Genomic DNA, 12,324 nt, shown 5'->3' with positions numbered 1-12,324 from the left:
GCCGATCCGGCAGCAGCCCGCGACAGGTCCGAGACTGCGCAAGCAGCGTTCGGAAGCGTTCGGCCGCAGCGCAATTCGCCTGCCCGGTACCGCCCGGATCGGGCGGCCGACGAGCTGCGGTCGCGCGACCGGCGAATCCCGGTGCGGCCGGTCACACACCGATCAGGCGCATGACGTCGGTCGCCAACTGGATCGCTTCGCTGCGGGCCTGCTCGGGCGGCAGTGGTGTGCCGCGGAGCGAGCGGGAGTCACGGGCGCGGGTGCCTGGTGGGTATTCGGTGCCGACCCATTGGATCCGAACGAACACTCCGCCCACCCGGACCAACACCGCCGCACCGGGTCGTGAATGGTCCGTGTGGTCTATCTCCGGTAGGGCACCGGGGAACTTCGGTGCGAGGATTCCGGGGATGTCGGTGTCCGGGATCCGTGCGGTGAGCGCCTTGTCTCCGACTCCGGGCAACGGGTCGATAGTCGCGCTGTAGCCCTTCGCCATCATTCCCATGATCTCGTCGAACCACTTTTGCGCGGCGAAAGCGTCGGGAAACACAGCGACGTCCACCATGAGTGCCCATGTCGAGTTGCCGTCGGGGTCCGTTGTCAGCCAGTCGCAGTGCTGATTGGACTTGCCGTTGAACCGGGCGGGTACGAGGTGCAGTCCCCGGGCCTTGGCCGGAAGTGAATCGGTGAGCTTGAAGCAGAGGCCGTTGATGTTCAGGGTGGACGCGGGAGCGGTGGTTGTGGTCATGGCAGCCGGCGCCGGGCTCTTACCCCCGGATCGGGTAACCGCCACGCCGATCACCGCCAGCAATCCGATGATCAGCACCATCGCCGACCCGATCAGCACCTTCCGGATGCCGCCGGTGGTGACGAGCGGCGGCCGCTGTCCCACCGGCGGCAGCGCCTGCGAATATGCCTGCGGCTGTGGCGGATCGGACTGTTGCGTTTCGATGGGTCGGTTCCCCCACGACAAGGTCCCGTCGTCGAGCACGATCGCCGACCAGTCGGCGTCGGGCACCGGAAGGTCGGCACCCCAGTCGTTGTCACCCAATGCCATCCCGTTCCGACTCGACCCGACGCCGGTCCTCCTGCCCGGAGCCTAGCCCAGGCCGAGTCGCTTTGGGTGAGAGCCGTTGCTGCTCACTGGATTCCGGATCGGCAGAATTATCCGGCGCTCGGATCCGGGCCGGCAGGCGGCGATTTCGGCGTCGCGCTGTTCCGACACTCGAAGTGTGCGTCGGCGGACTCTGCGGCTGGTCGACCAGCCGCCGCGAGGGCGGTCAGCGCGATCGTGTGGATCTGGCCGTGATCAGTCTCGTGGTGCGCCGAACCATCTGGTCAGCGCACCGGCCAGCGGCTCGGAATCGTCTGCGACCCAGGCGATATGACCGTCCGGGCGCATCAGTACCCCTGATACCTCGAGCTCCGGTGCGGCATCGACGACATGGTCGACCCGGTCGGTCCAGCCCACGATCGAGAGCTCACCGGTCCGGTCGAGCAGGAGGCCGCGGCCGGCGTGGGTCAGGTCGTAGAGGCGGCCGCGGTCGAGTTCGGTGTCGCGTAGGCGTCGTCCGACCAGGTCGTGCTCCGAGCCGAGGTCGTAGCGGACCGTGGTGGCGATGATCTTTTCGGTGAGATATCGGCTCACCTCGTCGAAGTCCATCAGTTCCGCCACCAGCCGGCGGACCGCCTGGGCGCCGGGTTCCAAAGACATCAACTCCATTTGGGCGCGGGTGTTGTCGAGGACCGCGGCGGCTACCGGGTGCCGTTCCGCGTGGTAGGTGTCGAGCAGGTCCGCCGGCACCCAACCCTGCACTGCCGCAGCGAGTTTCCAGCCCAGGTTGAACGAGTCCTGGATGCCGAGGCCGAGGCCCTGGCCGCCGGTCGGTGGATGGACGTGCGCGGCATCGCCGGCCAGGAAGACCCGGCCGGATCGGTACCGGTCGGCCAGCCGGGTGGCGTCGCCGAAGCGGGACAGCCAGCGCGGCGAATGCGCGCCGAAGTCGGTGCCCGCGACCGCGACCAGCTGTGCGGTGAATTCGTCGAAGGTCGGCGGGATCCGCGGGTCGGCGGCGACACCGTCGGCCGGGGTGCCCACCCGGTACAGTCCGTCGCCGAGCGGGACGGCACCGAACCGCAGCTGGGTCTTGCGGACCTCGGTCATCACCTTCGTGAGTTCCTCCAGCGGCACATCCAATTCCATTTCGCCCAACAGGGTTTCGGTCCGGCTCGGTTCGCCGGGGAAGCCCACGCCGAGCAGCTTGCGGACCGTGCTGCGGCCGCCGTCGCAGCCGACCAGATACCGCGAGCGCAGCCGGGTGCCATCGGCCAGTTCGGCGGTCACCCCGTCGTCGTCCTGGTCGAGGCCGACCAGTTCGGTGCCGCGCCGGATCTCCGCGCCCAACTCGGCGGCGTGCTCTTCGAGCAGCCGATCGATGATCGGCTGCGGGAGGCCGAGAACATACGGCTGTGAGGTGTCGATCCGGTCGGGGGTGGGCTTGGAGATACCCGCGAAGAACCCGCGCAGCGGGTGGCGGGTGCCCTCTGCCACGAAGCGATCGAGCAGTCCGCGCTGGTCGAGAATCTCGAGGCTGCGCGCGTGCAGGCCGAGCCCGCGCACGACCTTCGTTGGTTCGGCGTCCCGCTCGAGCACGACGGTCCGGATGCCGTGCAGCCGCAGTTCGGCGGCCAGCATCATGCCGGTCGGCCCGCCGCCCGCGATGATCACGTCGATCAAGTGAGTCCTTTCGTCGTACCCCCGCGCCCGCGTATTTCCGCTGGTCAACGGCTTCGGCAGGAGATTGTGCAGCATGACCCCGGCCTTGCCGCAAGCCCCGGGGTACGCGATATCCTGAAGGTGGAAGGGGGAGCTGCCGCGTACGATCCGACCCGTGGCTACTTCCATCGGTGTCGCGGGCGTCCGGGTCGGTCACTGGACGGATCCGGTCGGGCTGACCGGATGCACGGTTCTGCTGCTCCCACCTGGTTCCACCGGTTCCTGTGAGGTGCGCGGCGGTGCGCCGGCGTCGCGGGAACTGGATGTGCTCGCACCCGACAAGACCGTCGACACCGTGGATGCCGTTGTGCTGACCGGTGGTTCGGCCTTCGGCCTGGCCTGCGCCGACGGTGTCATGCGCTACCTGCGTGAGCAGGGGCGCGGTGTCCTCACGCCCGGCGGCCCGGTTCCGATCGTGCCCACACTGGGCCTGTTCGACCTCGGCGCGGGCGAGCCCATCGCCCCGACCGCCGATCACGGCTACGCTGCCGCCGGCGCGGCCGCCGGCGACCAGGTGCTGCACGGGCGAATCGGCGCCGGCACGGGCGCGCACATCGGGCAGTGGCGGGGCCCGGACGGCCGCCGCCCCGGCGGAATCGCTTATGCGGAAAGACGATTGGGCGAGGTCGTGGTGGCCGCGCTGTGCGCGGTGAACGCCTTCGGCGATATCGACGACGGCACCGGCGAGATATCGCTGGACGCGGTCTCGATCCTGCAGCCGCCCGTCGACCAGTCCGGTTCCCGCACCCACACCACCATCGGCGCGGTGCTCACCAACGCCCGGCTCGGCAAGACCGACTGCCATATCGTCGCCCAGGGCGCCCACGACGGCCTGGCCCGCGCGATCACCCCACCGCACACCCGCTTCGACGGCGACGCGTTCATCGCGATCGCGACCGGAACCGTGCCCACCGCGGTCGATATCGTGCGCCTGCTGGCCTTGTCGGCAGTCGCGGGCGCCATCCGATCCCTGGCTCAGCCCTAGGCGGAGCTCGGCGGGGTGCCGATGCGCTCGAACGCGGACAGGTCCTTTTCGAGCGTTCGGGACAGCCAATAGGTGGCGGCGAAGGCCAGGGCGCTGCCGATGCAGAGGACTCGAAGCGGGACTATGACGGCCGGGATGTCCGCGGCCGGGATGAAAGTCGCGCCTGCTACCCCGAGGAGGGGGACGGCGGCGGCGGTCGCGAGGAAGAAGGTGCTGCGACTGTCCAGTTGCCGCAGCCGCCGCGCGTCCTCGGGACCGAGCCCGCCCTGTTGGAGGAACATCGGATACAGCGACCGGACGGCGAAGCCGGTCACCATGAAGTAGGGGTATGCCATAGCGATGCCGCCGCAGACGATCTGGGTGATGAAGTAGTGCACGTAGGACTCGGCGGTGAGGTGGTTGCCGGTGGCCTGCACCGAGATCGGGACCACGACACCGGAGATCACCCATAACGCGAAGCAGGTCAACATGGTTCGCATCCCGAGCTGCAGCGTACTCGCGCGCGCCCGGGCCAGGGTGTCGGCGTCGTAGGTACGGCCGCGGCCCATCCGCCACGAGATCAGCCACAGTCTGCTGCTCAGCGCGACCGTGACCACGACGCCGATCAGGAAACACAGGATGTAGGTGATCAGCGCGACCTGGTCGAACCGCTGCCGCGCCGGCTCGGCCAGCTTGCTGATGATCAGGGCCCGGTTGTGGTTGTGGCTGTACCAGATCGCCAGCACGTTGGGGACGCCGACGGCCAGGGCCATGATCGGATGCATCAGCCAGCGGGCCTGCAACCGCCAGCTTCCCGGTGGCGGGTCGACCAGATCGCGGGCCCGCGGGTCGAGGCTGACCTCCAGCTGCTGGGCCATCTCGGCGCCGGATTGCCACCGCTGGTCCGGTTCCGGATCCAGCGCGCGCACCAGCGCTCGCTGCAACGACTCCGGGCAGTCGCGGGGCAGATCCTGATAGGGCAGCGCCCGCGGACTGTGGGACCGCCGCTCCAGCATCGCGTCCAGAGTTGTCCGATCACCGCCGGTCACCGCGTCGTCCTCGAAAGGCTTTCGGCCGGTGAGCAATTCCCACAGCATTACGGCGAGCGCGTAGAGGTCGCTGCGGGTGTCCAGATCGGCGGCCGTGCCCTCCCGGTCCGGATGCACCACGGACAGCTGCTCCGGAGACATGTAGGCCAGCGACCCGCCGAAATACGCCACCGGACTGTCACCGGATACGTTCCCGCTGAAGCTGATGTTGAAATCGGCCAGCTTCGGGATGCCTTCCGCGGTGAGCAGCACGTTCGCCGGTTTGATATCGCGATGCAGCACGCCCGCGTGGCCCGCGTAGTCCAGCGCCTCGGCCAGCCTGCGGCCGAGCCAGGCAATCGTCTCCGGCCAGGGCAGGGCCGCCAGCCGCGCCCGGGTCTGCGATTCGGCCGGCCGGATCTCCCCCTTGCCGGCCAGCACCGAATCGATGACGTCCAGCACCAGCCGCCCCGAACGTTGCGCCGCCGGGGTCACCCGCACTCGTTCGAGCACGTCGAACAGCGTCCCGCCCGGCACATACTGCATGTACAGCAGCCGCAACCCGCGACTCTCCAGCACGTGCTGATCGAAGACCCGCACGATGTAGTCGTGATCGAGCTGGGCGAGCGTCTGCGGTTCGGTGCCCTTGTCCTGGGAGATCTTCACCGCTACCAGCCGCTGCATCGATCGCTGCCGGGCCAGGAACACCCGGGCGAACCCGCCACGGCCGAGCTCGGTCATCAGATCGAAGTCGTCGATCGTCTGCCCGACTTCCAGATCGTCGAGCTTCGTCGGCACCACGCTCGCCGTCATCAAGGTACTGCGATAGTCGTCGGTCGCCAGCATCTCCGAAAGTTGTTCCGCCTGTGCTGGATACGCGGCCGTGTACTCGGCGACCTGCGCCGAGCTCCCGGCGCGCCGGCGCATGTGGAACTCCTCGTAGATGAGATCCGGCGGCAGCGGCCACGTCCGCAATTCCGGCAGATCGTCGACATATTCCGCGAGCCGCTTCGGCGCCGTCCCCCGGGACCACCGATTGGCCAGATCCACCTTGATCAACTCGATCAACGACACCCGGCGGATCGCCGGAGAATCCGGCAGAAACGCCGGGAGGTCCGGTGGCGTGTCCGCCTCGGCCCACGCCCGCGCGAACTGTTCGACCACCGCAGCCACCCGATTGTCGCGAGCATCCGCGGGCGAGCGATCGGATCCGACCGTTGCCCCCGGAACCGCGGGGTGCACCATGTCCGAATGGTATCGCTGTCCGGGCGAGCGAGACCAGGCCTCGGCCCGGACGGCACATCCGGCTCCTCCGACGACGTCGACCCCGACGACGTCGACCCCGACGACGTCTACTGTGTGGGCTTACGCAGGCCCCGGTTACAGTCCGCTCGCGCCGAGCGGACGAAACCTGGATCGGCGAACCGAGCCGTCGCCGCGGATCAGCGTGTCCTGGCGCACACCGAGGCGGCGGCCGCGCTGGGCTGTCTCAGCGCCGTCGTGGCAGGGCCAGGCCCAGTGCGGCGATGTCGAAGCTGCCGGCGGTCACATCGACTCCGGTGTCGGTGAAGCGCCGCCCACCGAGGGTGTCGGTGATGAAGGCGTGTACCGAATTCGGTTGGGTGGCAAGGGAATCCAGTAGGTCTTGCGGGACTTCCAGGGTGCCGTCGAAGTGGCGTGGTGCGTCGCTGATGCCTGACGGCTGTGGTGTCTGGCGGAGGCCGTCGACGGTGTGCAGGGTCAGGTCGACGCTGTTGCCGTCGCCGAGCTCGACGTGCAGCGGGGTGGGGCTCTGGGAGACGTCGAAGTGGGCGATGGTCGCGGTCCAACCGGCGGTCGAGCGGCCGGAGTAGTCGAACGCGGATTCGGCGACGGTGGGGTCGACGCTGCGGTCGTCGGGGGTGTTGGTCAGCGGTGTGCCCGACAAGGGCGCGTCGGTGGCCACGAAGGTCCAGTCCGGGGCGGCGACCGTCTTGGTCCAGTAGCCGGTGTGCCCGCCGTCGACCCCTTCGACGCGGAGTTCGCGTGCGTCGGAACCGATTCCGGTCTTGTGAATGGAGATGCGGTCGGTGATCCGTCCGGGGATCTTGGGCTGGTGCAGCCAGCCGGGGGCGGGGAGCTGGATGGCGGCGGTGCCGAAATCCACCCGCTCGGTGACCGTGTCCGGGGCGACCGGGCGGCCGCGCTGGTCGTCGTAGGAGTAGCGGAAGAAGACTCCGTCCGCCCCGGAGATGTCGAAATCGTAGAGGCGGGTGTAGATGTCGCCGCTGCTGTTCCACCACCAGCGAGGTGGACCCGCTCACCGACAGGGAGACCGCGCGGAAGCGGCCGCCGGCGGGGGTGCCGACCTCGTAGCTGTCGTCGACCGGCAGCCACGGATCGATGTAGCGGATGCGCGTACCGCCGTCGGTCAGCGCGTACACGTGCGAGACCTTGGATCCACCCACCGCATGGTCGTTGCCGGCGGCGTCGCGCCAGACGTGATCCTCGTCCGGGGACAGGACCGACCAGCTCCAGTCGATCGTGTCCGGCGGCAGCGAGTTGCCCGCGCCCAGCCACAACGGAGTCCCGTAGCGGGAACTCCAGTTCCAGTCCTTCGGTGCGCTTTCCGCGTGGTCCATGGTGTAGAAGCGGCCGGCCCGGTCGATCGCGAGCACCTCGTCGTCGTCCGCGGAGACGCCGATCAGGTTGCCAGCCAGGCAATCCGGCAGCGGTACGGCTCGCCAGCTGCCACTGTCCGCGCTCGGCTTCACGTACAGGTCGCCAGCTCGGGTCGCGAAAGTCCAACGGCTGTCGAAGGTTTCGGTGGACGTGCGGAAGTACACCCGGTCGGGCAGCTCGACGGTGGCGGGCGCGAACGTGTCCAGGCCCGCCGTGCTCGGGTCCGGGACCGAGTCCGGAGTCCCGACCGTGCCGATCAGGACACAACCGCCCGGATCGGCGACGGCGCCGGACTGCGCGGTGAATCCGCTGAGGACGAGTCCGGCGGCCACGGCGAGCGCGCCACGGTGTGCGATTCGATGCATCACAACCAGCCGAGGGCGCCGAAGACGACGAGTGCCAGTGCGTCGACGCCGAGGATCGCGCCGACCGCCAGGACCTTGGCGCGCACGGTCGGCAGGTCGTAGACCCAGAAGCAGGCGACGAAGAAGGGCACGTAGCCGATCAGGAAGATCAGGTACGGGACGCTCGCGTGCCACCAGGACCAGTCCCAGGTCAGCACGCCCGCCCGGTTCAGCAGGATCTCGACGCCGACCGCGGCGGCCGAGTTCGCGGCGATCAGCACCGGCCGGTTGGGCAGTCCGAGGATGCGAGTCTGTTTGGGTGGCAGCATCTTCGCCGCCGCGACACCCATGACGGCGAACATGAGGCAGATCTCCACATTGAGCCCGATCAGCAACTGGTAGGCGGTGGGCCCGGTGGCGCCCCAGACCGGCGCCCGGCCGGTCGCGTGGAAGACCAGGGAGTTCCAGATCTCGTTGAACACGTCCATGCCCCACAGCGCGATCCCGGCGAACAGCACGTTCCAGTTCCGGCGCTCGACCTCGGTCGCGTAGACATACACGACCAGCAGCAACAGCGGGATGACATACCACTTGAACTGACTGCTGTCGCGCAGCAGTTCCAGTGCGGTGCGCGCATGCTCGGTCACCAGGGCTACCTCCTCATCCCGGCCGTCGAGATCGGGCCATGCTGTTACAGATCGACGCTGATTGTCAATCTGTAATTGTGGCGCCCGGTGACCCGAACCGTCCGGGTTTTCGCGCGTGGCAAATCTCGTGGACACCTCGGGATTCCGTCCGTATCCTCGACGCGGTGTTCGGCGGCCGGTGACCCCGCTGACAGATCGGGAGGACCTCACTTGCTCTGGCAGCTCATCCGAACCACGCTGGCGCCCTATCGAAAATGGTTGCTCCTCGTACTGGTTTTCCAGTTCGTCAGCACGGTCAGCAATCTGTTCCTGCCGTCGCTGTTCGGGCACATCGTCGACAAGGGCGTCGTCGCCGGCAACACCGGTGCCGTCTGGGGCGACGGCGGCAACATGCTGGCCGTCTCGCTGCTGCAGATCTGCGCCCAGGGCGCCGCGACCTATTACGCGGCCCGCACCGGTGCCGCCTTCGGTCGCCGGGTCCGGGCCGACCTGTTCCACACCGTGGGCGGGTTCTCCCAGCGTGAGGTCAACCGGTTCGGTGCCGCCTCGCTGATCACCCGCACCACCAACGACGTGCAGCAGGTGCAGCTGGTGGTCGTGATGGGCCTGACCTTCGCGGCCATGGCGCCGATCATGTCGGTCGGCGGCATCATCATGGCGTTGCGCGAGGACGTCGGGCTGTCCTGGCTGATGGCGGTCGCGGTGCCGGTGCTCGGGGTCGTCATGGGCTTCGTGATCGCGAACATGGTGCCCGGCTTCCGCGCTATGCAGCGCTACCTCGACGTCGTGAATCGCGTACTGCGCGAACAGCTCACCGGTGTACGGACCATTCGCGCCTTCGTCCGCGAGGACATGGAGCAGCAGCGATTCGACGTCGCCAACGAGGATCTGACCCAGGCCGGTATCCGAGTGATGCGCTTGATGGCGATCATGTTCCCCGCCGTCGGTGTGGCGATGAACGTCTCGACCGTGGCGGTGTGGTGGTTCGGCGGGCACCGACTCGCCGACGGGTCCATGCAGCTCGGCGCGATCACCGCCTACATGTCGTACCTGATGCAGATCCTGATGTCGATCATGATGGCCACCTTCGTCGTGATGATGGTGCCCCGCGCCGCGGTGTCGGCCGAACGCATCACCGACGTGCTCGCCACGGAACCGTCGGTCGGGCCGCCGGCCGAACCGGCCGATGTCACCGCGGTGCGCGGCGACATCGAATTCGACCGCGTCGGGCTCACCTACCCGGGCGCGGAGGCGCCGGTGCTGTGCGACGTGAGCTTCCGGTTGCGGCCCGGTGAGACGCTGGCGGTAATCGGCGCGACCGGCGCCGGCAAGACCACACTGCTTTCGCTCGTCGCGCGCCTGTTCGACGCCACCGCGGGCAGTGTGCGGATCGACGGGCACGACATCCGGGACCTGCCGCCCGAGGCGCTGTGGGGGCACATCGGGATCGTGCCGCAGAAGGCGTACCTGTTCACCGGCACCGTCGCCGAGAACCTCCGCTACGGCCGGCCCGAAGCCACCGACGAGGAACTGTGGGCGGCGCTGCGCATCGCGCAGGCCGAGGACTTCGTCACCGCGCAGGGCGGACTGGACGCGACCATCGCGCAGGGCGGCGTGAACGTCTCCGGCGGTCAGCGGCAGCGGCTGTGCATCGCGCGGGCGATCGTGTCCCGGCCCGCGATCTACCTGTTCGACGACTGTTTCTCCGCCCTGGACCTGGCCACCGACGCGGCGTTGCGCCGCGCGCTGGCGCCCGAGATCACCGAGGCTGCGGTCGTCATTGTCGCGCAACGGGTCTCGACCATCGAACACGCCGACCGGATCCTCGTGCTGGAGGCCGGGCAGGTCGTCGGGCTGGGCTCGCACCGTGAGCTGCTCGACACCTGCCCGACCTACCGCGAGATCGCCGAGTCGCAGAACCGGCAGGAGGCCACCGCATGATCGAGTCAGGGCCCGGAGGAGGCAGCGTGCGTAACCACGGAGGGCCCCGCGGTCATGCGCAGGAGGTAGCAGCATGAGCCGTCCGGGTGGAGGCTTCGGGGGCGCGAACGTTGCGCCCGGTCAGAAGCCGCTCGACTTCAAGACCACGGTGCGCCGGGTCGGGAAACTGCTTGTCGCGGAACCGATCACGATGGCGCTGGTGATCGCGCTGTCGGTGGCGTCGGTCGGGCTGGGTGTGGTCGGGCCGAAGATCATCGGGCACGCCGTCGACGAGATCACCTCGGGATACCTTGCGTCCCTGCGGCATACGGGTGCCATCGACTTCGACTCGGTCGGCCGGATCCTGCTGCTGGCGCTGATCGTGTACCTGGTGTCCAGTGTGCTGATGTGGTGGCAGTCGTATCTGCTGGCCGGGGTCGTGCAGCGTGCCATGCAGACGTTGCGGGCGCAGGTCGAGACGAAGATGCACAAGCTGCCGCTGTCCTACATCGACGCCCAGCCGCGCGGTGACCTGCTCTCCCGCGTCACCAACGACATCGACAACGTCGGGCAGACGCTCACCCAGACCATGGGCCAGCTGCTGGTCAACGGCATGACCGTGATCGGCGTGCTGATCATGATGCTGGTGGTGTCGCCGCTGCTGACGCTGGTGGCGATGGTGACGATCCCGCTGACCGTGTTCGTCACCGGCGCGGTGATGAAGCGCAGCCAGAAGCAGTTCATCGCCCAGTGGAAGCACACCGGCGCGCTCAACGCACAGGTGGAGGAGACCTTCGCCGGACACGAGCTGGTGACCGTGTTCGGGCGGCGTCGCGAGGTCGGGCAGAAGTTCGACGAGCACAACGACGCGCTGGCCGGGGCCGCGTTCGGCGCCCAGTTCGCGTCCGGGCTGATCATGCCGATCAATATGTTCATCGGCAATCTGCAGTACGTGGTGGTGTGTGTGGTGGGTGCGCTGCGCGTCGGCTCGGGGGCGATGACCCTCGGTGACGTGGTCGCGTTCATCCAGTACACCCGGCAGTTCACGATGCCGCTGACCCAGCTGGCGACCATGGCCAACCAGGTGCAGTCCGGTGTCGCCTCCGCGGAACGAGTCTTCGAGATCCTCGACGCCCCGGAACAATCGGCGGACGGCACCGCGGAACTGCCGGAACCCACCAGTGGCCGAGTCGAATTCAGTGATGTGAACTTCGGCTACCAGGCGGACACGCCGCTGATCGAGAACCTGAACCTGGTGGCCGAGCCCGGCCGGACGGTCGCCATCGTCGGCCCGACCGGTGCCGGCAAGACGACGCTGGTCAACCTGCTGATGCGCTTCTACGACCTCGACGGCGGTGCCATCGACCTCGACGGCCGCGACATCGCCACCGTGCCGCGCGGTGCGGTCCGGTCGCGGATCGGCATGGTGTTGCAGGACGCGTGGTTGTTCGAGGGCACGATCGCCGACAACATCCGCTACGGCCGGCCCGACGCGAGCGACGAGGAACTGCTGGCCGCGGCCCGGGCGGCCTACGTCGACCGGTTCGTGCACGCGCTGCCGCAGGGTTACGAGACCGTGCTGGACGAGACGGCGGGCGCGCTGTCCACCGGTGAGAAGCAGTTGGTCACCATCGCCCGTGCCTTCCTGGCCGATCCGGCGATCCTGATCCTCGACGAGGCGACCAGCTCGGTCGACACCCGCACCGAGGTGCTGTTGCAGGAGGCGATGGGCGCGCTGCGGCGCGACCGCACGAGTTTCGTTATCGCGCACCGGCTCTCGACCATCCGGGACGCCGACGTGATCGTCGTCATGGAGCACGGGCGCATCGTCGAGCAGGGCGACCACGCCGCACTGCTCGAGGCGCGCGGCGCGTACTACCGCCTCTACCAGGCGCAGTTCGAGGGCGCGTTCCTCGACGAGGAGGAGCAGGCGAGCAGCCCGGTGAGCTGAGCGCCGATTCGGCGGAACGGAAACGTCCCCCCGGGC

Annotated in this window: 8 protein-coding genes; 3 read left to right on the top strand and 5 right to left on the bottom strand. The window is 68.5% G+C overall.

The window, feature by feature from the left end; all coding sequences use genetic code 11:
* Positions 1-151: 151 nt before the first annotated feature.
* Together EBN03_RS09985 and rox are read right to left on the bottom strand one after the other, a co-directional pair.
* Positions 152-1,054 (bottom strand): hypothetical protein, encoded by a 903-nt coding sequence (locus EBN03_RS09985; protein ID WP_122187656.1) that lies wholly within the window; start codon positions 1,052-1,054, stop codon positions 152-154.
* A gap of 252 nt (positions 1,055-1,306) precedes the next feature.
* Positions 1,307-2,734, bottom strand: coding sequence for a rifampin monooxygenase (rox, locus tag EBN03_RS09980; RefSeq protein WP_122187655.1), 1,428 nt, complete (start codon positions 2,732-2,734; stop codon positions 1,307-1,309).
* Positions 2,735-2,888: 154 nt separating this feature from the next.
* On the opposite strand from rox, the gene EBN03_RS09975 reads away from it, so the two are divergent.
* Complete coding sequence (locus EBN03_RS09975; RefSeq protein WP_199742702.1) at positions 2,889-3,758, top strand: P1 family peptidase; 870 nt, start codon at positions 2,889-2,891, stop codon at positions 3,756-3,758.
* Here EBN03_RS09975 and EBN03_RS09970 read toward each other — a convergent pair.
* The 3 genes from EBN03_RS09970 to EBN03_RS09960 form a co-directional block, all read right to left on the bottom strand.
* Positions 3,755-6,010, bottom strand: coding sequence for a serine/threonine-protein kinase (locus EBN03_RS09970; protein ID WP_122187654.1), 2,256 nt, complete (start codon positions 6,008-6,010; stop codon positions 3,755-3,757). The genes EBN03_RS09975 and EBN03_RS09970 overlap by 4 nt on opposite strands.
* A gap of 244 nt (positions 6,011-6,254) precedes the next feature.
* Complete coding sequence (locus EBN03_RS09965) at positions 6,255-6,911, bottom strand: hypothetical protein (protein ID WP_122187653.1); 657 nt, start codon at positions 6,909-6,911, stop codon at positions 6,255-6,257.
* 879 nt (positions 6,912-7,790) lie between these two features.
* Positions 7,791-8,417 carry a hypothetical protein gene (locus EBN03_RS09960; protein WP_199742701.1) on the bottom strand — a complete coding sequence of 209 codons (627 nt, stop codon included), beginning with the start codon at positions 8,415-8,417 and terminating at the stop codon, positions 7,791-7,793.
* A 210-nt stretch (positions 8,418-8,627) separates the two neighbouring features.
* On the opposite strand from EBN03_RS09960, the gene EBN03_RS09955 reads away from it, so the two are divergent.
* Entirely contained in the window at positions 8,628-10,358 is a 1,731-nt protein-coding gene (locus EBN03_RS09955) for an ABC transporter ATP-binding protein (protein WP_122187652.1), read from the top strand.
* Between the two features lie 73 nt (positions 10,359-10,431).
* A complete protein-coding gene (locus EBN03_RS09950; protein WP_122187651.1) occupies positions 10,432-12,288 on the top strand; it encodes an ABC transporter ATP-binding protein in 1,857 nt (618 codons plus the stop codon).
* Positions 12,289-12,324 lie beyond the last annotated feature (36 nt).

The organism is Nocardia stercoris, from assembly GCF_003696265.1.
GTDB lineage: Bacteria > Actinomycetota > Actinomycetes > Mycobacteriales > Mycobacteriaceae > Nocardia > Nocardia stercoris.
The sequence above is the reverse complement of the archived record's forward strand: the minus strand, read 5'-3'. Positions and strand labels throughout refer to the sequence as shown.

Bases quoted from the DNA above. Each gene is read 5' to 3' on its own strand.
- EBN03_RS09985 (WP_122187656.1), bottom strand. From the start codon at position 1,054: ATGGCATTGGGTGACAACGACTGGGGTGCCGACCTTCCGGTGCCCGAC.
- EBN03_RS09970 (WP_122187654.1), bottom strand. From the start codon at position 6,010: ATGGTGCACCCCGCGGTTCCGGGGGCAACGGTCGGATCCGATCGCTCG.
- EBN03_RS09950 (WP_122187651.1), top strand. From the start codon at position 10,432: ATGAGCCGTCCGGGTGGAGGCTTCGGGGGCGCGAACGTTGCGCCCGGT.